General features: G+C 71.6%; 16 protein-coding genes. 11 read left to right on the top strand and 5 right to left on the bottom strand.

Translation table 11 applies throughout. The annotated features are described in order from the left end of the window. The first annotated feature begins 63 nt into the window (after nucleotides 1–63). Genes IE290_RS13935 through IE290_RS13920 form a run of 4 tightly spaced genes read left to right on the top strand, consistent with a single transcriptional unit; the run spans nucleotide 64 to nucleotide 4,967 of the window. The gene (locus tag IE290_RS13935; RefSeq protein WP_191244947.1) at nucleotides 64–1,761 is read left to right on the top strand and encodes a CoA-transferase; all 1,698 of its coding nucleotides are present in this window, start codon (nucleotides 64–66) and stop codon (nucleotides 1,759–1,761) included. Further along, a complete protein-coding gene (locus IE290_RS13930; protein WP_191244946.1) occupies nucleotides 1,758–2,579 on the top strand; it encodes an enoyl-CoA hydratase/isomerase family protein in 822 nt (273 codons plus the stop codon). The genes IE290_RS13935 and IE290_RS13930 overlap by 4 nt, the downstream gene beginning before the upstream one ends. Further along, nucleotides 2,576–3,466 (top strand): HpcH/HpaI aldolase/citrate lyase family protein, encoded by an 891-nt coding sequence (locus IE290_RS13925; RefSeq protein WP_191244945.1) that lies wholly within the window; start codon nucleotides 2,576–2,578, stop codon nucleotides 3,464–3,466. The genes IE290_RS13930 and IE290_RS13925 overlap by 4 nt, the downstream gene beginning before the upstream one ends. A gap of 31 nt (nucleotides 3,467–3,497) precedes the next feature. Continuing rightward, nucleotides 3,498–4,967 carry an aldehyde dehydrogenase gene (locus IE290_RS13920; RefSeq protein ID WP_191244944.1) on the top strand — a complete coding sequence of 490 codons (1,470 nt, stop codon included), beginning with the start codon at nucleotides 3,498–3,500 and terminating at the stop codon, nucleotides 4,965–4,967. Between the two features lie 60 nt (nucleotides 4,968–5,027). Here IE290_RS13920 and IE290_RS13915 read toward each other — a convergent pair whose 3' ends face one another. The 5 genes from IE290_RS13915 to IE290_RS13895 are packed head-to-tail and all read right to left on the bottom strand — an operon-like array spanning nucleotide 5,028 to nucleotide 10,572. Further along, the gene (locus IE290_RS13915) at nucleotides 5,028–5,558 is read right to left on the bottom strand and encodes a nuclear transport factor 2 family protein (protein ID WP_167115410.1); all 531 of its coding nucleotides are present in this window, start codon (nucleotides 5,556–5,558) and stop codon (nucleotides 5,028–5,030) included. Nucleotide 5,559: 1 nt separating this feature from the next. Continuing rightward, nucleotides 5,560–6,339, bottom strand: coding sequence for an SDR family NAD(P)-dependent oxidoreductase (locus IE290_RS13910; RefSeq protein WP_191244943.1), 780 nt, complete (start codon nucleotides 6,337–6,339; stop codon nucleotides 5,560–5,562). Continuing rightward, complete coding sequence (locus tag IE290_RS13905; RefSeq protein ID WP_191244942.1) at nucleotides 6,336–7,085, bottom strand: SDR family NAD(P)-dependent oxidoreductase; 750 nt, start codon at nucleotides 7,083–7,085, stop codon at nucleotides 6,336–6,338. Before IE290_RS13905 ends, IE290_RS13910 begins: the two co-directional genes overlap by 4 nt. After that, the gene (locus IE290_RS13900; RefSeq protein ID WP_229874466.1) at nucleotides 7,082–9,007 is read right to left on the bottom strand and encodes a flavin-containing monooxygenase; all 1,926 of its coding nucleotides are present in this window, start codon (nucleotides 9,005–9,007) and stop codon (nucleotides 7,082–7,084) included. The genes IE290_RS13905 and IE290_RS13900 overlap by 4 nt, the downstream gene beginning before the upstream one ends. Nucleotides 9,008–9,018: 11 nt before the next feature. Next, nucleotides 9,019–10,572 (bottom strand): class I adenylate-forming enzyme family protein, encoded by a 1,554-nt coding sequence (locus tag IE290_RS13895; protein WP_191244940.1) that lies wholly within the window; start codon nucleotides 10,570–10,572, stop codon nucleotides 9,019–9,021. Between the two features lie 207 nt (nucleotides 10,573–10,779). Between IE290_RS13895 and IE290_RS13890 the strand changes: the two genes are divergently transcribed. The 7 genes from IE290_RS13890 (at nucleotide 10,780) to IE290_RS13860 (ending at nucleotide 18,747) form a co-directional block, all read left to right on the top strand. Next, nucleotides 10,780–11,259 (top strand): MaoC family dehydratase, encoded by a 480-nt coding sequence (locus tag IE290_RS13890; protein WP_167115395.1) that lies wholly within the window; start codon nucleotides 10,780–10,782, stop codon nucleotides 11,257–11,259. Nucleotides 11,260–11,287: 28 nt separating this feature from the next. Beyond that, nucleotides 11,288–13,231 (top strand): AMP-binding protein, encoded by a 1,944-nt coding sequence (locus IE290_RS13885; protein ID WP_229874465.1) that lies wholly within the window; start codon nucleotides 11,288–11,290, stop codon nucleotides 13,229–13,231. Continuing rightward, a complete protein-coding gene (locus tag IE290_RS13880) occupies nucleotides 13,228–14,388 on the top strand; it encodes an acyl-CoA dehydrogenase family protein (RefSeq protein ID WP_191244938.1) in 1,161 nt (386 codons plus the stop codon). The genes IE290_RS13885 and IE290_RS13880 overlap by 4 nt, the downstream gene beginning before the upstream one ends. Further along, nucleotides 14,388–15,506 carry a zinc-dependent alcohol dehydrogenase gene (locus IE290_RS13875; protein ID WP_191244937.1) on the top strand — a complete coding sequence of 373 codons (1,119 nt, stop codon included), beginning with the start codon at nucleotides 14,388–14,390 and terminating at the stop codon, nucleotides 15,504–15,506. Before IE290_RS13880 ends, IE290_RS13875 begins: the two co-directional genes overlap by 1 nt. After that, nucleotides 15,503–16,399 (top strand): alpha/beta hydrolase, encoded by an 897-nt coding sequence (locus IE290_RS13870; RefSeq protein ID WP_191244936.1) that lies wholly within the window; start codon nucleotides 15,503–15,505, stop codon nucleotides 16,397–16,399. The genes IE290_RS13875 and IE290_RS13870 overlap by 4 nt, the downstream gene beginning before the upstream one ends. 233 nt (nucleotides 16,400–16,632) lie before the next feature. Next, nucleotides 16,633–17,643: an ABC transporter permease gene (locus tag IE290_RS13865; protein ID WP_191244935.1), complete on the top strand. Its 1,011-nt coding sequence runs from the start codon at nucleotides 16,633–16,635 to the stop codon at nucleotides 17,641–17,643. Nucleotides 17,644–17,673: 30 nt separating this feature from the next. Continuing rightward, a complete protein-coding gene (locus tag IE290_RS13860) occupies nucleotides 17,674–18,747 on the top strand; it encodes a sugar ABC transporter substrate-binding protein (protein WP_191244934.1) in 1,074 nt (357 codons plus the stop codon). The last annotated feature ends 9 nt before the right edge of the window (nucleotides 18,748–18,756 follow it).

The following is an 18,756-nucleotide window of genomic DNA, read 5'->3' as shown; positions in this document are numbered from 1 at the left end:
GTCGAAACGTAAAATATATTATATGGTCAGGCGGCGAACGTGGCGAGGAACGGGGGTGCCGGCTTGGCGACCGACTTCTGCCGGCTGGACGAGGCGGTGGCCCGCCACGTCCGGCCGGGCGACGCGATCCACGTGATGATGGGCCACTCCCGGTGGAGCGCCCTGGTCCGGGAGATCGCGCGGCAGCACTGGGGCAGGCCGTCGGCCTTCACCCTGATCATGGCGAGCCTGTCCTCGCTCGGGGCCGTGCTGTTCCGCGCCGGCTGCCTGGAGCGGGTCGTCACCGTCTACTCGGGAGACTCGTTCCCCGTGTTCACGCCCAACCCGGTCTTCCAGCAGGCCTACGGCTCTGGCGCGGTGCAGGTGGAGAACTGGTCGTTCCTGAGCTTCATCCAGCGGCTGCGGGCCGCCGCCACCGGGGTGCCCGCGGTGGTGACCGGTTCGGTGCGCGGCTCGTCGATGGCCGCCAACGACGCCTACGACGAAGTGGACACCCGGTTCGGCCGGGTCGGCCTGGTCGCGCCCCTGGCCCCCGACATCGCGGTGGTGCACGCCGCGGTGGCCGACCGGCAGGGCAACCTGGCGATCGCCCCGCCGATGTTCGAAGGCTCGATCGGTGCGTTCGCCGCCCGGCGCGGGGTGCTCGCCACCGTGGAGAAGGTGGTCGACGATCTGCGTGCCTGGTCGCCGCTGGTGCGGATCCCCGCCCACCGGGTGCTCGCCGTCGTGGAGGCGCCGTTCGGTGCCCACCCGGGCGGCGTGTTCGCCGGTCCGGCGGGGGCCGCGCTGCCGGTGCGGGGCTACGCCGAGGACGTCCCCTTCTGGATCGATGTGCGCACCGCCACCCGCTCCGAGCGGTTCGACGACTGGATCCGCGAGTGGATCCTCGAACCCGCCGATCACGAGGCATACCTGGCGAAACTCGGCGGCGACCGGCTGGCGGAGCTGGTGCGAGCGGCCGGCGGGCCGTCGCTGGTGCCGCGCGGCGACGGCCACGGCGGACCGCCGACCCCCGCCGAGCGCGCGGCGGTCTGGCTCGCCGACCTGCTGGGCGAGCGCATCGCGGCCACCGGCGCGGCCGCCGTGCTGGCCGGGGCCGGGCTGGCCAACCTCGCGGCGTGGGTCGGCGTCGCGCGGGCGAAAGCCGCCGGTCACGAGGTCGCGCTGGCCGCCGAACTCGGGCTGTGGGACTACACCCCCACCCCCGGCGACCCGTTCATCTTCAGCTTCGCCAACTTCCCGACCGCCTCGATGCTGCTGGACACCGAGCAGGTGCTGGGCACCCTGGTCAACGGGCCGCGCACCCGCTCGATCGCGTGCGTCGGCGCGGCCGAGATCGACCGCCACGGCAACATCAACACCACCAAGATCGCCGGCGGCCCCCACCTCGTCGGGTCCGGCGGCGCGAACGACGTCGTCACCAACGCCGACGAAACCCTCGTCGTCGGCACGCTGAGTCCCCGCCGGTTCATCGAGCAGTGCGACTACGTCACCAGCCCCGGCGCGCGCGTCCGCGCCGTGGTCACCGACGCCGGCACGCTGACCATGCGCGACGGCGACCTGGTCCTCACCCACATCGCCCCCGGGCCGGAGCCGCTCGCCGAGCGGATCGCCGCCGTGCGCACTCGCTGCGGCTGGGACCTGAAGGTGGCCGAGGACGTCCGCGAGCTGCGGCCGGTGACCGCCGAGGACGTCGCCGAGCTGCGCGACTACGACCGGGAGGGGCTCTTCCTCGGCCGCGACAGGAAAGGAAGCACATGAGCCGCTACGCACGTTTCCCCCACCTGCGGGTGGAGGGCCCCGACGAACACGGGGTCATCGAGCTGGTCCTCGACGCCCCCAATCTCAACGCGGTGAGCGAAGCCGCCCACGCGGACCTCGCCGACATCTGGCGCGAGTTCGACCGCGACCCCGACGTGGCCGCCGTCCTGCTCCGCGGCGAGGGCAAGGCGTTCTCCGCCGGCGGCTCGTTCGACCTGGTCGAGAAGCTGTCCACCGACTACGACACCCGCACGCGCACCATGCGCGAGGCGCGGGACCTGGTCTACAACGTCATCGACTGCTCGAAGCCGACGGTCTCGGCCATCCACGGTCCCGCCGTGGGAGCCGGGCTGGTCGCCGGGGTGCTGGCCGACGTGTCCGTGGTCGCCCGGAGCGCGAAGATCGTCGACGGCCACACCCGCCTCGGCGTCGCCGCCGGTGACCACGCCGCCGTGTGCTGGCCGCTGCTGTGCGGCATGGCCAAGGCCAAGTACTACCTCATGACCTGCCGGCCCCTCACCGGCCAGGAAGCCGAGCGCATCGGCCTGGTCTCGCTCTGCGTCGACGAGGAGTCCGACCTCCTGCCCACCGCCAGGGAGATCGCCCGCGAGCTGGCCACCGGGGCGCCCACCGCGATCCGCTGGACCAAGCAGTCCCTCAACGCCTGGTACCGGCAGATCGCCGGGGCCATCTTCGACTCCTCGCTCGCGCTGGAGTTCTACGGCTTCGCCGGGCCCGAGGTGCGCGAAGGCCTCGCGTCCCACCGCGAGCGCCGCAAGCCCGACTTCTCCCGTCCCGTCAAGGAGGACATCCGATGAAGCCCTACCGTTCCCTGCTGTTCGTCCCCGGCCACAAGCCCACTTGGGCCGACAAGGCGCTCGCCTCGGGTACCGACGCGGTGATCCTCGACCTCGAGGACTCGGTGCCCGCCGGGGACAAGGCGGACGCCCGCAAGACCGTCGCGGAGACGCTGGACCGGCTGGCCGACGCCGCCCGGGCCGACCTGTGGGTCCGGCCCAACAGCTCCGTCAGCGGCCTGCTCGGGGCCGACCTGGAGGCCGTGGTGCGACCGGGGCTGGCGGGGCTGTTCCTGCCGAAGGTGTTCGACGCGCAGGAGATCGTGCGGATCGACGCCGTGGTGTCGCACCTGGAGGAGCGGGAGGGGCTCGCGCCGGGCTCGGTCGGGCTGATCGTGAGCTACGAGACCGCGGTGTCGATGGCCCACTGCGAGGAGATCGCCACCGCCAGCCCGCGGGTGGCCAGCCTGCTCGGCGCGACCGGTCCCAACGCCGACGTCGGGCGTGAGCTCGGGTTCGAGTTCACCCCAGCCGGGCTGGAGACCCTGTACCTGCGCAGCCGCATCGTCCTCGCCGCCCGCGCGGCCGGCCTGCACCACCCGCTCGCCGGCGTGTGGCAGGACATCCGGGACCTCGACGGGTTCCGCCGCTTCTGCGAGGACAACCGCGGGCTCGGCTACCGCGGGATGGTCTGCATCCACCCCTCCCACGTCGCGGTGGCCAACGAGGTCTTCACGCCGTCGCCGGAGAAGGTGGAGTTCTACCGGCGCATGATCGACGCGTTCCGCAAGGCCGAGGCCGAAGGCAGCGCGGCGGTGGACTTCGAAGGCCAGCACATCGACCTCGCCCACGTGAAGACGGCCGAAGGCGTCATCGAGCTCGCCGAAGCCGTGGCGCGGCACGGCTGATCCCACTCCCCACCGTTCAAAGGAGAACGACATGGTCTGGCAAGGAAACTACGCGAAGCTGTTCATCGGCGGCCGGTGGGTGGACCCGGCGACCGACGAGAAGATCGAGGTGATCTCCCCGTTCACCGAAGAGGTCGTGGCGCGCGTGCCCGCGGGGTCGAGGTCCGATGTGGACCGTGCGGTGGCCGCGGCGCGGGAGGCGTTCGACCGCGGCCCGTGGCCCGGCATGAGCCTGGCGGAGCGCAGTGACGTGCTCCGGCGGGTCAGCGCCGCGCTGGCCGAGCAGCAGGACACCGTGGCCGCGCTGGTCAGCGACGAGATGGGCTGCCCCATCAGCCTCTCCCGGACCATGCAGTCCGCCGGCGCGCGGCTGCTGCTGGACAGCTTCCTCGAGCTGGCGCCGCGGTACGAGTGGACCACGGTGCGGCGCTCGGCCACCGGCAACGCGCTGGTGACGCGCGAACCGGTCGGCGTGGTGGGAGCGGTGATCCCGTGGAACGCGCCGCTGCTGGTGACGATGCTGAAGCTGGGGCCCGCGCTGCTGTCCGGGTGCACGGTCGTGCTGAAGCCGTCGCCGGAGGCGCCGCTGGACTCCTACCTGTTCGCGGAGATGCTGCAGTCGGCCGGGCTGCCGGACGGGGTGGTCAACATCGTGCCCGCGCACCGCGACGTGAGCGAGTACCTCGTCACCCACCCCGGCGTGGACAAGGTGTCCTTCACCGGCTCCACGGCCGCGGGGCGGCGGATCGCGGCACTGTGCGGGCAGGACCTGCGGCGGGTGACGCTGGAGCTGGGCGGCAAGTCCGCCGCGGTCATCCTCGACGACGCCGACCTCGACCTGGCCGTGCAGCAGATCCGGGCGCTGTCGTTGCGCAACACCGGCCAGGCGTGCAGCAACAAGACCCGGATCGTGGTCTCGCGCACCCGGGAGCGGGAGCTGCTGGAGCGGCTGACCGCGATGGTCGCGGAGATGCCGATCGGGGACCCCGCCGATCCGGTCACCCAGGTCGGCCCCCTGGTGAGCGCGCGGCAGCGGTCCACTGTGGAGAGCTACTTCGAGATCGGCCGCGGCGAGGGCGCCAAGGTGCTGGTCGGCGGTGGCCGCCCGGCGGGACTGGAGCGCGGCTGGTTCGTCGAACCGACCATCTTCACCGACGTCGCCCCGGACATGCGCATCGCGCAGGAGGAGATTTTCGGCCCGGTGCTGTCCGTGCTGTCCTTCGACACCGAGGACGAGGCCGCCGCCATCGCGAACAACTCCACCTACGGGCTCAACGGCTCGGTGTTCACCGCCGACCCCGAGCACGCCCTGGCGTTCGCCCGCCGGATCCGCACCGGCACGGTCGAACTGAACGGCAACGTCGTCGGGTTCCACGCGCCCATCGGCGGGTTCAAGTGCAGCGGGATCGGGCGTGAGGCCGGTCTGGAGGGCTTCGACGCCTACGTCGAGATCAAGTCCTACGGCCTGCCGCCGGAGATGGCCGAGGCGCTGGCGTCCTGAGCTACGGGAAAGGGGCGGAACGGCCGTGGGCCGTTCCGCCCCTTTCCCGTGCCCGTCGGGTCAGTCGTGCATCAGCGCGTCGCGGCCCGCGCCGGTGACGAAGTCGCCGTCACGCCGGCCGCCCTGGACGAAGGCGCCACTGGCCACACCGGACAGCGCCCACGGTTCGAGCACGGTCGAGCCGCTCCAGTCGTGGATCATCTGGCGGTAGGCGATGCGCCAGGTCCCGTCCCGCCGCTCGACGCGGTCGACGTACCGGCCGCAGAACACGTTGACCTGGTCGCTGCCGGTCTGCTTCTGGAAGGTCAGCACGATGGCCTCGGAGAACGCGCGGTCGCCGTCGACCTCGACGAGGTGGTTGGTGACCGCGTGCGTGGTCCACTCGGTCGTGGCGAGCTTCGCCGCGACGATCCGGTCGGCGAACTCCCACGCCGGGCCGGCGTCCGCGCCGTGGTTGTCGTAGGCGTCCGGCCAGAACGCCTCCTTGACGAGCGCGGCGTCGCACCGGTCGATGCCGCGGCAGTAGGTCAGCAGCAGGTCGGCGATCGCCTGCTTGGCCGACAGCTCCTCCAGTCGCGCGTTGGAGATCACGTCATGCCTCCTCGGGCCGGGGGGACAGCTCCGCCCCGTAGTAACCGGCGGTCCAGCCGCCGTCGACCGGGACGACCGTCCCGTTGACGAAGTCCGAGTCCGGACCGCTCAGGAACACCACCGGCCGGGCGATCTCCTCGGGCCGCGACCAGCGCCGCATCGGCGTGTTCGCGCGGATCGAGGAGGTCATGCCGGGGCTGGCGAAGAAGAAGCTCGTCATCGGGGTCTCCACGACGCCGGGGGCGACGGCGTTGCACCAGATGCCCCGGTCGCCGAACTCCACCGTGATGTTCTTCGTGAGCATGATCAGGCCGGCCTTGGCGGCGCTGTAGGCCGCGCGGTCGCGGAACGCGGCGAGCCCGGCCATCGAGGCGATGTTGACGATCTTGCCCCGGCCCTGCTCGGCCATCAGCGGGATCGCGGCCCGGCACAGCACGAACGGGGCGACCAGGTCGACGTCCAGCGTGCGCCGCCACTGCGCCGGCGTGAGCTCGAGCATCGGGGCGACCTGGCGGACCCCGGCGTTGTTGACCAGGATGTCCAGCGACCCGAACTCGTCCCGCACCCGCGCCGGCAGGGCCGCCGCGGCGTCGTCGTCGGCGAGATCGGTGACGAAGGTGGCCGCGCCGTCGCCGAGGCCGCTCGCAACCTCGTCCAGCGCGGACCCGTCGACGTCGGTGAGCGCGACCCGCGCCCCGGCCTCCCGCAGCGCGCGGCAGATCGCCACGCCGACACCGCCGGCGGACCCGGTGACGAGCGCGACCTTTCCCTCCAGTGTCATGACGCCACCCGCAGCGCCTGGCCGGTGACGTGCCGGCTGTCGCCGGAGGCGAGGAACAGGATCACGTCGGCGACCTCGTCCGGCTCGCCGTCCCGGCCCAGCGGCCGCCGCGCGCGGTAGGCGTCGACGTACTCGGCGGCGACCCCGGCGGTGAGGCGCTCGTTCCAGATCAGGCCCGGGATGACCGCGTTGCAGCGGATCCCCCACTGGGCGCCCTCCACCGCCAGTGCGCGGGTCAGCCCGAGCACACCGGCCTTCGCCGCGGCGTAGGCGACCTCACCGAAGGGCACCGGGGCTTCGGCCGCGAGCGAGGAAATGTTGACGATGGCCGGGGCGGCCGATTTCCGCAGCAGCGGCCAGGCCGCGCGGGCGTGCAGGAAGTGCGAGGTCAGCGACGTGTCCAGGACCCGGCGCCAGGTGTCCAGGCCGGTGCCGGGGAACTCCGCCAGCAGGTTGAGCCCGACGCTGTTGACCAGGACGTCCAGCCGCCCGTGGACGTCGGCGACCTCGGCGAGCAGCGCGTCGACCGCGTGCTCGTCGGCCGCGTCGGCGACGCGGGCGAGCACCCGGTCGCCGTGGCCGGACTGGGCCAGCTCCGCCTGGAACTTCGCCAGCCGCCGCTCGCTCACGTCGGTGATCACCACGGTGGCGTCCTCGGCCAGCAGGCGCCGGGTGACGGCCGCGCCGATCCCCGCCCCCGCGGCGGCGTTGACCAGCGCGACCGTGCCGGTGAACCGGTTCGTCATCGCGGACCTCCTGCTCCGGGGCCGTCGAGGTGGTAGTCCGACAGCACGGCCTCCTTCGTCATCTGCCACCAGTCGATGACCCGCCACGGGTTGGCCACCACCACGCGGCCGCGGGAGTTGCGGTAGTAGGTGGTGAACCCGGGCTGGGTCCAGATCATCCGCTCGTGCGCGGCGTCCACGTCCTCGTTGTACTTGTCGCTGACCTCGGCGCGGACCTCGGCGACCGTGGCGCCCGCGTCGAACATCTGCCCGAGCAGGCTCAGCACGTACCGCATCTGGCACTCGAGGTAGAAGATCAGGCTGCCGCCGTGACCGGCCTGGGTGTTGGGGCCGTAGAGGCAGAACAGGTTCGGGAAGCCCGGCACCGTCGTGCCCAGGTAGGCACGCGCGTCGTCGCCGTGCCAGACGTCGCCGAGGGTGCGGCCGCCGCGCCCGGTCAGCTCCACCGACGACAGGAAGCGCACCACGTCGAACCCGGTGGCGAACACGATGACGTCCAGCTCGACCTCGCGTCCGGACACCAGCCGGATGCCGTGCTCGGTGATCTCGGCGATCGAGTCGGTCACCAGCTCGACTTCGTCCCGCTTCAGCGTGCGGTACCAGCCGTTGTCCAGCAGGATGCGCTTGCCGAACGGCGGGTAGGACGGGGTGACCTTCTCGACCAGGTCGGGACGGCCCGCCAGTTCGGCGGAGATGTACCGGGTGAAGAACCGGCGGTGGCCCTCGTTGATCGCGTTGATGGACCGGTCCTGGTGCGGCCAGTCCGGGTCCTTCTGCAACGCCTGGTAGAGGGTGTCGTTGAGCACCCAGGCCAGCCGCTGCCGGTACCAGGACCGGTACAGCGGGACCTCGCGGAGCAGGAACCGGACCGGATCCGGGACCGGCACCCGGAACTTCTCGAACGGCGCCACCCAGTGGGCCGACCGCTGGAACACGGTGAGGAACTCCGCGGTACCGGCGATCGCGGGGACGACCTGCATCGCGCTCGCGCCGTTGCCGATCACGCCGACGCGCTTGCCGGCCAGGTCCAGGCCCTCGGGCCAGGTCGCGGTGTGGCACCACGTGCCGGCGAACCGGTCGAGCCCCGGCACGTCCGGCAGCTTCGGCTTGCCGAACGCGCCGACCCCGCTGATCAGGATGTCGGCCCGCAGCACCTCGCGGGTGCCGTCCGGGCCGGTGATCTCGACCGACCACTGCCGGCCGGCTTCGTCCCACCGGGCCGCGGTGGCCCGGGTGGAGAAGCGGGTGCAGCCGGGGATGTCCCATTCGGCGGCGACCGATTCCAGGTAGGCGTGGATCTCGTCGCGGGTGGCGTAGTAGTACGGCCAGTCGGCGACGACGCCGGAGAAGGAGTAGAGGTGGCTCGGCACGTCCACGCCGCAGCCCGGATACCGGTTGTGCCACCAGGTCCCGCCGACGCGTTCGCCGCTCTCGATGATCGTGCAGGCGATGCCGGCCTGCCGCAGGTGGTGCGCGGCGAGCATGCCCGAGATGCCCGCGCCGATGACGATCGCGGAGAACCCGTCGGGGGGCCGCGGCACGTCCGGCAGGGCGGGCGCGGCGTTCAGGGCGGTGCGCAGGTCGTCGGCGATCATCGGACCGTATTCGGCGGGGATCTCCTCGCCCATCGCCACGGACAGCATCCGGGTCAGCAGGGACTCGTCCGGCTCCGGGATCGCCATCGGGCGTCCGTCGTGCCAGGCGATGATCGCGTCCGCTGCGGCGTGCCGGATCTCTTCCTGCACGTCCCCGGGGAGGCCGCCGGAGTCGTTTTCGCTCAGCCCGCGGCCCCGCGTGGGCCGGTAGGGGTCCGCCAGCCACCGCGTGTCCCCGGTCAGCTGGACCAGGACCATCAGCAGCGTCGGCACGTTCGCGTCGCGGACGGCTCGCCGGACCAGGTCCGCGAAGTCCTCCTGCGGCATGCGGTGCTCCTTCATCCGTTGACCAGCCGGGCCCGGCCCTGCCAGTACCGTTCCTTCACCGCGCGGCGCATGATCTTGCCGGTGCCCGTCTTCGGCAGTTCGCTGACGAACTCGACGCTGCGCGGGCGCTTGTAGGCGGCGATCGCGCGCAGGCAGGCCCGGTCGATCTCGTCCTGGGTCACCGTGGCCCCGCCGCGCGGGACGACCACCGCGTGCACGGTTTCGCCCCACCGCTCGTCGGGGATGCCGACCACGGCGACCTCCGCCACGCCGGGCACCGTGTAGATGGCGTTCTCGACCTCGGCGGGGTAGACGTTGAACCCGCCGGAGACGATCATGTCCTTCTTGCGGTCCACGACGTGCAGGTAGCCCTCGGACAAGCGCCCGACGTCGCCGGTGGCGACCCACCCGCCATCGAGGATGGCGGCCGCCGTCTCGTCCGGGAGGTTCCAGTACCCGGCCATGCGGGCGTCGCCGCGCAGCTGGATCTCGCCCTCCTCGCCGTCCTCGGCGAGACGGCCACCGGGGGTGACCAGGCGCATCTCGATGAACGGGCTCACCCGGCCCGCCGACCCGAGGCGGGCGGGCAGCTCGCCGTCCGGGTCGAACACGTGGTCCGGTTTGGACAGCCAGGACGACCACGGCATCTCGGTGAGCCCGTAGGACTGGACGAAGACCGGGCCGAACAGCTTGATCGCCCGCGCCAGCCGGTCCGGCGCGATGGGGGAGCCGCCGTAGAGCACGGTGTGCACGCTGGAGACGTCGGCCTCGCCCGCCTCCAGGACCGGCAGCAGCATGTTGATCATCGTCGGGACCAGGGGCAGGACCGTCGCGCGGTGCTTCTCGACGACGCGGAGGTACTCCGCCGGCTCGAACCGGCCGAGGGCGATCTGGCGGGCGCCGCGCGTGAACCCGGCCAGCATCGCGTATCCGCTGAGGTGCGTGAGCGGGGCGGTGTGCACGAGGACGTCGCGATCGCCCAGCCCCGGCAGCTCGACCAGCACGTTCCGGATGATCGACAGCAGGCTGTGGTGGGTGTGGATGACGCCCTTGGGGCGCCCGCTGGTGCCGGACGTGTAGGGCATCCACGCGATGTCGGCGGGGGAGACCTCGGCGGGTTCGGCTTCCTCGCCGCCGAACAGCGAGCCGTAGGGGACGCCCGGCCCGTCGCCGTCGAAGTTCACCAGCGTGACGTCCGCGCCCACCGCGCCGGCGATTTCACCGGCGCGTTCACCGTCCACGACGACGATGCGCGCCCCGGCGTCGGCGACGATGTCGGCGATCTCCTTCGGGTGCAGCCGGTAGCTGAGCGCGACGCGCACGAACCCGCCGATCGCCAGCGCGTGGTCCAGGGTGAAGCACTCCGGCCGGTTCTTGGTCAGGACGACGATGCGGTCCCCCTGGACGGCACCCAGGTTTCGCAGGCCGGTCACCAGGAGCCGCGCGTCCCGGCCCAGCTCCGCGTAGGTGGTGGTCGTCCCGGACGCGTCGACGACGGCGGGCAAGTGGGCGAATTCGGTGTAGCCGCGGCGCAGCACCGAGGCGACGGTGGGGCCGGAGTCCATCCGGGCACCTCCTGTGTGTGAACGGGTTCTCCGGGCGTGGTGGGCCGTCCGCGGGGGAGCCGTGCCGGAATGGCAAGATACTATATTTAATACTTTGTTAGAGCAAGGTGATCGGGCGGTTGCCGGGCTCCCGGGCCGCCGGGGTTGACCCAGGCTGCGCCGACATGTAAACATAAAATATATTTTCCGTAAGGAGTGGAGGCTAGCATGCCCGGCCTGTATTTCGAGGAGTTCGAGCCCGGCGCGGTGATCGAGCACGCGACCCGGCGGACGGTCACCGAGGCGGACAACGTGCTGTTCAGCACGCTGACGCTGAACCTCGCCCCGCTGCACCTCGACGCGGAGTACAGCAAGAACACCATCTTCGGCCAGCGGCTGGTCAACAGCCTGTTCATCCTGGGCCTGGTCTCCGGCGTCACGGTTCCGGACACCACGCAGGGCACGACGCTGGGCAACCTCGGCTTCCAAGAGGTCAAGTTCCCGAACCCGGTGTTCCACGGCGACACCATCCGCGCGCGCACCGAGATCGTGAGCAAGCGCGAGTCCAAGAGTCGCGGTGACTCGGGCATCGTCGTCTTCCGGCACCTGGGCATCAACCAGCGTGACGAGATCGTCTGCGACGCCACCCGCGTCGGCCTGATGCTCAAGCGGTCGGCCGCGGATCAGGCCGCCACCGCCGCGTCGTGACCGGCGCCCGACGAGGAGAACCATGCCAGTGACCGAAGACACGGGCACCGCGTACGCCTGGGTGCCCGGCGCGGCGGAACGCGAGCGCAGCCGCCTCTTGGCGGCGATGCGGCGCTGGGGATACGACAGCGTCGAGGAGTTGCACCGGGCGTCGGTCGAGGACCCCGAGTGGTTCTGGCGCGCGGTGGTCGAGGATCTCGGCGTCGCCTTCGACGAGCCGTTCGAGCGGGTCCGCGACGACAGCGAGGGCAAGCCCTTCCCGCGCTGGTTCCCCGGCGGCCGGGTCAACGCCGCGGAGCTCTGCGCGCACCGCCACGCGGTGGGCGAGCGGGCCGGCAAGACCGCCGTGGTCTACGAGGGCGACAGCGGGCAGCGACGCTCGCTGACCTACGCCCAGCTGTCCCAGCAGGTGTGCCGGTTCGCCGCGAACCTGGCGCGTCTCGGCGTCCGGGCGGGCGACCGGGTGGTGCTCTACGTGCCGGTCGTGCCGGAGTCGGTGGTGGCGTTCCTGGGCATCGCGATGATCGGCGCGGTGGCCGTTCCGGCCTTCACCGGTTACGGCGCCGAGGCGCTGGCCACGCGCCTGCGGGACTCCGAGGCGGTTCTCCTGGTCACCGCCGACGGCACCACCCGGCGCGGCAAGCGCGTGCCGCTGAAGGAGGTCGCCGACGAGGCGCTGGAATCGGCGCCCTCGGTCCGGCACGTGGTGGTGGTCCGCCACCTCGCGCACGGCGTGGAGATGCGTGCCGGGCGCGACGTCTACTGGGACGAGCTCGAGGCCGATCCGGAGCCGGTCGGCACGGCCGCCACGGAGTCCAACGACCCGCTCGCGATCGTCTACACCTCCGGCACCACCGGCAAGCCGAAGGGGATCGTGCACTCCCACGCCGGCCTGGCGGTGAAGGCCGCGGTCGACTTCGCCTACGGCTTCGACGTGCACGACGACGACGTGGTCTCCTGGATCACCGACATGGGGTGGCTCGTGGGCCCGCTGCTCATCATGGGGCCGCTCCAGCTCGGGGCCACGATCGTGATGATCGAGGGCGTGCCGGTCCACCCGCACCCCGGCCGGATGTGGGACATCGTCGAGCGCAACGGCGTCACCGTGCAGGGCATCGCGCCCACCGCCGCACGGGCGATCATGGCGAGCGGCGACGGGTCCTTCGCCGATCTGGGCACGCTGCGCTCCTTCGTGTCCACCGGGGAGGCGTGGGACGAACCGACCTGGTGGTGGTTGTTCAAGGAGGTCGGGCTGTCCACCCGCCCGATCATCAACTACAGCGGCGGTACCGAGGTCGGCGGCGGGCTGCTCGTCGGCTACCCGTTCCTGCCGATGAAACCGGCCTCGTTCAACGGGCCGCTGCCGGGCGTCGACGCGGCCGTCCTGGACGCCGACGGCGCCCCGGTGGTGGGTGAGGTCGGGGAGCTGACCGTGCGCAACACGTTCCCCGGCATGACGCACGCCTTCTGGCGCGATCGCGACCGGTACCTGGAGACGTACTGGAGCCGCTGGGACGGCGTCTGGGTGCACGGTGATCTGGCCAGTGTGGACGGTGACGGCACCTGGCGCATCCACGGCCGCTCCGACGACACGATCAAGCTCTCCGGACGCCGGGTCGGCCCGGCGGAGATCGAGACGGCGTTGCTGAAGGACAGCCGCATCGCCGAGGCGGCGGTCATCGGCGTGCCGGACCAGCAGCGCGGCCAGCGGGCCGTCGCGTTCGTGGTGCTGCGCGAGCGCGCCGTCGACCAGGCCGATCTGGAGGCGACCGCGCTGCGCAACGCGGGCCGCTCCTTCGCGCCCGTGCTGCACGTCGTGCCGACGCTGCCGAAGACCAAGAACGGCAAGATCATGCGCCGCGCCATCCGGGCCCGGCACCTGGGCGAGCCGGTGGGCGACCTGTCCTCGCTCGACCCGGCCACGCCGCTGACCGACATCCCCGTTTCCGCCGAGCAGGAGGACCACCGATGACCGCGGAAGAGAGCAGCGTCGACATCGTCCGGAAGGCCACGCGTGAGCTGGCGCGGAAGTTCGACAACGACTACTGGCTGGAGAAGGACCGCAAGCACGAGTACCCGTGGGAGTTCGTCAAGACCTTCGCCGAAGGCGGCTGGCTGGGCGCGATGATCCCCGAGGAGTACGGCGGGATCGGGCTCGGGCTGACCGAGGCCGGCGTGATGATGTCCGAGATCGCCGCGTCCGGTGCCGGCATGAGCGGCGGCTCGGCGATCCACTTCTACGTCTTCCCGCCGGCGCCCATCGTGCGGCACGGCTCGGAGGAGATGAAGCGGGAGTGGCTGCCGAAGCTCGCCAGGGGTGAGATCCTGATGGCCTTCGGTGTCACCGAGCCGACCGCCGGGGTGGACACCTCGCGCATCAAGACCAAGGCCACCAAGATCGACGGTGGCTGGGTGGTCAACGGCCAGAAGGTGTGGATCACCAACGCGCAGAACGCGCACAAGATCCTGCTGCTGGCCCGCACCTCGCCGCGCCGCGAGGACAAACCGCTGCACGGGATGACGCTGTTCTTCACCGACCTGAACCGCGAGCGGATCACCGTGCGGGAGATCGAGAAGCTCGGCCGTGCCGCGATCGACTCCAACGAGCTGTTCATCGACAACCTCGAAGTCGGCGACGACGAGGTGGTCGGCGAGGTCGACAAGGGCTTCTACTACCTGCTCGACGGCCTGAACCCGGAGCGCACGGTGGTCGGGCTCGAGGGCATCGGCCTCGGCCGGGCGGCGCTGGAGCTGGCCACCAAGTACGCCAACGACCGCGTGGTGTTCGACCGGCCGATCGGCAAGAACCAGGCGGTGGCGCACCCGCTGGCCGACGCGTGGATCCGGCTGGAGGCGGCCGAGCTGATGTGCATGAAGGCGGCCGAGCTGTTCGACGCGCACCAGCCCTGCGGCCCCGAGTCGGCGGCGGCGAAGTTCCTCGGCGCGGAGGCGGGCTGGCAGGCGTGCGACCGGGCGCTGTCCACGCACGGCGGCTTCGGGTACGCGAAGGAGTACCACATCGAGCGGCTGTGGCGGGAGGTGCGGTTGCTGCGCAACGCGCCGTTCTCGCAGGAGATGGTGCTGAACTACATCTCGACGCAGGTCCTCGGCCTGCCGCGGGCCTACTGATGACCACGGCGCGGGCCGCGGTCCAGGTGGCCGACCGCCGCTACGAGATCCAGGAGTTCCCCCTGCCGCGGATCGGGCCGGACGAGGCGCTGCTGCGGGTCGACGCCTGCGGCATGTGCGGCAGCGACGTCGAGCAGTACGACGGCGGGTTCGCCGCGCTCGGTGTCGCCTACCCGCTGATCCCCGGCCACGAACCGGTCGGGACGATCGCCGAGATCGGGGCCGAGGCGGCGCGGCGGTGGCGGGTGCGGGTGGGCGACCGGGTCGCGGTCGAACCGGTCCTGGGCTGCGGTTCCTGCCGCGCCTGCCTGACCGGGAACTACCGCCGCTGCGTCAGTTCGCGTCACGGCGCCGCGATCAACGCCTACGGCTACCTGCCCACGAGCGCCGGACCGGGCCTGTGGGGTGGCTACGCGGAGTACCTGTACCTCGACCCGCGGACCGTGCTGCACAAACTGGACCCGGACCTCCCGCTCGAGCTGGCCGCGCTCTACCAGCCGATGGCCGCCGGCCTGCGGTGGTTCGCGTACGACTCCGGCCTGCGGGCCGGGGACACGGTCGTGGTCCTGGGCTGCGGGCAGCGCGGCCTGGCCGGCGTGGTCGCCGCACGGGAGGCCGGCGCGGGCCGCGTCATCGTGACCGGGCTCGCCCGGGACGCGCACAAACTCGAGCTCGCCCGCACGCTCGGCGCGGACGTCACCGTCGTCGCCGACACCGAGGACACCGTCGCCGCGGTCGCCGAGGCCACCGGCGGCGAGGGGGCGGACGTCGTCGTGGACGTGACCGCGGTGGCGACCCAGCCGATCGTGGACGCCGTCGAGATCGCCAAGCCGGGGGCGACGGTCGTGCTGGCGGGGGTGAAGGGGTCGGGCGCGACGGTGAGCGGGCTGGCCCCGGATCGGATCGTGACGAAGGAGCTGACCGTGAAGGGCCTGTGGTCACAGGACATCCGCGCGTTCGAGCCCGCGCTGCGGCTGATCGAGTCGCGGCGGTACCCGCTGGAATTGCTGCACACGCACACGTTCGGTCTGGAGCAGGTGCCGCTGGCCGTCGAGACCCTCGCCGGCCGCGTGCCAGGGGAGGACGCTGTGCACGTGATGATCGCGCCGGGCGCGTGACCACGGTGGACGGCGTGCCGGCACGCCTGCTGGAGTTCCAGCGCACGCTCAAGGTGCGCGACGGGGAAACGGTCCGTGACCTGCTGGCGTCCTTCGACGGCTACACCAACGCCGACGGGCCCCGGGTCGCGGCCGTCACGCATGGCGTTCCCCTGCGGGAGATCGCCGGCTGGCGGGTGACCGCCGACGTGTACCTGCCGTTCGGGGATCCGCCGTTTCCCACGCTGCTGTTCCTGCACGGCGGCGCTTGGGTGCTCGGCGCGCCGGCCAGTCACCGCAGGCTGGCGGCCGATCTCGCCGCGCTGGGCCTGCTCACCGTCGTCCTCGACTACCGGCGTGCGCCGCGGCACCGGTTCCCGGCGGCGGTCGAGGACACCGTGCACGCCCTGGGCTGGGTGCGGGAGCACGCCGCCGGTCTCGGCGGCGATCCGGCACGGGTGCTCGTCGGGGGCGATTCCGCGGGGGCGAACCTGGCCGCCGCCGCACTGGCGTCCGGCCACGGGGCGGGGGTCGCGGCGGCCCTGCTGTGCTACGGCATCTACGACGTCCACCGCGCGCTGCCCGTGCTGGCCGACCTCCTCGGCGGTGCCGAGGTGGACACGCAGCAGTACCTGGAACCGGCCGACGCGCGGCGGCTGACCGACGATCCGCGCCTGCACCCCGAGCGGTACTGCGCGGATTTCCCGCCGTCGCTGGTGCTGGCCGGGGAGGACGATCCGCTCTTCGGCGAGTCGGTCGCGCTCACCGACCGGCTGGCCGCGGCCGCCGTCCCGCACCGGTTCGTCCCGGTGCCGGGCGCGCCCCACGGGTTCCTGCAGCTGCCCACCCACCCCGGGCACCGTCGCGGGCTGCGCGCCGTCGCCGGCTTCCTCCGGGAGCACGTCGAGCGGTGACGCGCAGTCACCGCCGGAATCCCCGCGATCGCGGGGATTCCGGCGGTGTCCACAATGGAACAGCGCGCGGCCGAGGTCCCACGTTCGGGTGTACCGCGCAGGGGCCACTCCGACGGCCTTGACCATAAAATATTTTCCATATACCTTTCCCGGCAATCCGGCAGCGGCGACCGCGCCGCGAGTCCCCTCATCCGGAAACTCCACGCGACACGATTGGCAGGTCCACAATGGCAGTGGCTGCGGCGGACGCGAGGCCCGGCCTGTCCCTCCGTGACCGGCTCGCCCGCGCCGAACAGGGGTTCTTCGTCCTCGTCATCACGGTGGTGCTGTGCGTGGCCGGCGCGCTGACCACGGAGGGTTTCCTCACCGGCGGCAACTTCGCGAGCCTGCTTCGGTTGTCGGCCGCGTTCGGGATCCTGGCGATCGGCCTGGCCATCGTGATCCTCGGCAAGGGCATCGACCTGTCGGTCGCCGGTGTCGCACTCGGGTGCGCGCAGGCCACGCTCGCGTTCATGTCCGGCGGTATGTCCGAATGGCAGGCGATCCTGCTGATGGCCGGGCTCGCGCTGGTGATCGGCGTCGTCAACGGTCTCCTGGTCGCCTACCTCGAGGTGCCCGCGCTGTTCGCGACGCTGGCCACGGGCCTGCTGACGATCGGCGGCGTCGACATCTTCCTGCTCGACCAGAACTTCTACGCGCTGCCACCGGGATCGGCGATCTCCGCGCTCAGCAACGGTTCGGTTCTGGGCGTGCCCCGGCCGGTGCTGATCGCCGCGGCCGTCTTCCTGCTCGCGTGGTTGTTCGTGACCTTCACCGCGCCGGGCCGCCTGATCCGCGCGATGGGGGACAACTTCGCCACCGCGCGCTCGACGGGCGCGCCCGTCCGGCCGCTCCAGATGCTCACCTACGTGCTCTCCGCGCTGCTGGCCCTGCTGGCCGGGTACGTGACGGTGTCCATCCAGGGCAGTGTCCAGACCACGGTCACCTCGTTCGATCCGCTGTTGTTCACCGCGCTCACCGTGACCGTGATCGGCGGGGTCTCGCTGTCCGGCGGGCGCGGCACGATCCTCGGCGTCCTGGCCGGCGCGTTGTTCGTGGGCGTGCTCAACAACCTGCTGATCCTGCACGGCCTGAGCACCGCCATGCAGGACCTCGTCCGCGGCGGCGTGCTGATCGCCGCGATCGCGCTGGACGCCTGGCTGCACCCGCGGGACGAGGAGACCGCGAAGACCGACGAACTGTGAACCACCACCGATGATCAAGGAGCTTCAACGATGAAGAGGAAGATCACCGCCCTGCTGGCCGCGGCCGCCGCGGCCGTCGCGATGACGGCGTGCACCACCGGCAGCAGCGGTTCGTCCGGGAGCGCGCCGGGCGGCGGCAACCAGGCCTTCGGCGACAGCGCCCAGCTCTTCGACGCGAACCAGAAGGCGCACGACGTCATGAAGGGCAAGCGGGTCGCGTTCGTGCCGATCCTGTACAAGGGCTACAACCTGACGCAGAACTGGGGCGCGTCGATGCAGCGCGCGTTCGACAACCTCGGCGCGCAGTTCCAGGTCTACGACGCCAACTTCGACCCCGACAAGATGGTCAAGATCGTCAACGACCTGATCTCGCGGAAGGAAGCCGACGTCCTGATCCTGCACAACACCGACGTCGGCGTGCTCACCAAGCAGATCGAGGACGCGCGCAAGGCGGGCATCTACACCATCGTCGTCAACATGATGTCCAGCCAGCTCGGTGACGCGTTCATCGGCGTCGACGTGGTGCACGCGGCGCAGGACATCACCAAGCGGGCCATCGCCGACTGCGACCAGCGCGGCGGTGCCAAGCGCCTGGCGATCATCGACGGCCCGGGCAACGACGCGGCGTCGCTGCAGTGGTCCAAGGGCGTGCACGACGTGGCCGACCCGGCCGGCTACGAGGTGGTCGCCACCGCCCACACCCAGTGGCAGAACGCGGCCGCGCAACAGGCGGCGGCGTCGATCACGCAGCAGCAGAAGGACAACCTGTGCGCCTACATGGTGACCTACGACCTCAACTCGGTGGCCGTCGGTGACGCCGTGTCCGAGGCGGCGGCCCGCGGCGTGATCCGGCCGAACTCCATCGGCGTCTACACGATGGCCGCCGACACGCTGTGGTGCGACGCGCTGCGGGCGGGCAAGGTGACCGCCTCGGTCGCCTACGACGTCCAGGGCGTTGGCGCGGCGGCGGTGGTGACGGCGCAGCAGCTGATCCAGACCGGTGTGGCGCCGGGCAGCACGCACAGCGTCGCCTACGTCTCGCACGCGGTGGTGGACCGCTCGAACGTCGACAACACGACCATCGCCTGCTACAAGGGCCAGTGATCCGGGGAC

The organism is Amycolatopsis deserti (assembly GCF_014653945.1).
Lineage (GTDB): Bacteria > Actinomycetota > Actinomycetes > Mycobacteriales > Pseudonocardiaceae > Amycolatopsis_E > Amycolatopsis_E deserti.
Note: the sequence above shows the minus strand (reverse complement) of the source record. Positions and strands in the feature narration are given on the sequence as shown.

Excerpts from the sequence above, each read along its gene's own strand:
- IE290_RS13910 (WP_191244943.1), bottom strand. The coding sequence starts at position 6,339 with ATGACACTGGAGGGAAAGGTCGCGCTCGTCACCGGGTCCGCCGGCGGT.
- IE290_RS13875 (WP_191244937.1), top strand. The coding sequence starts at position 14,388 with ATGACCACGGCGCGGGCCGCGGTCCAGGTGGCCGACCGCCGCTACGAG.
- IE290_RS13895 (WP_191244940.1), bottom strand. The coding sequence starts at position 10,572 with ATGGACTCCGGCCCCACCGTCGCCTCGGTGCTGCGCCGCGGCTACACC.
- IE290_RS13880 (WP_191244938.1), top strand. The coding sequence starts at position 13,228 with ATGACCGCGGAAGAGAGCAGCGTCGACATCGTCCGGAAGGCCACGCGT.
- IE290_RS13900 (WP_229874466.1), bottom strand. The coding sequence starts at position 9,007 with ATGCCGCAGGAGGACTTCGCGGACCTGGTCCGGCGAGCCGTCCGCGAC.
- IE290_RS13905 (WP_191244942.1), bottom strand. The coding sequence starts at position 7,085 with ATGACGAACCGGTTCACCGGCACGGTCGCGCTGGTCAACGCCGCCGCG.
- IE290_RS13930 (WP_191244946.1), top strand. The coding sequence starts at position 1,758 with ATGAGCCGCTACGCACGTTTCCCCCACCTGCGGGTGGAGGGCCCCGAC.
- IE290_RS13860 (WP_191244934.1), top strand. The coding sequence starts at position 17,674 with ATGAAGAGGAAGATCACCGCCCTGCTGGCCGCGGCCGCCGCGGCCGTC.
- IE290_RS13890 (WP_167115395.1), top strand. The coding sequence starts at position 10,780 with ATGCCCGGCCTGTATTTCGAGGAGTTCGAGCCCGGCGCGGTGATCGAG.
- IE290_RS13925 (WP_191244945.1), top strand. The coding sequence starts at position 2,576 with ATGAAGCCCTACCGTTCCCTGCTGTTCGTCCCCGGCCACAAGCCCACT.
- IE290_RS13920 (WP_191244944.1), top strand. The coding sequence starts at position 3,498 with ATGGTCTGGCAAGGAAACTACGCGAAGCTGTTCATCGGCGGCCGGTGG.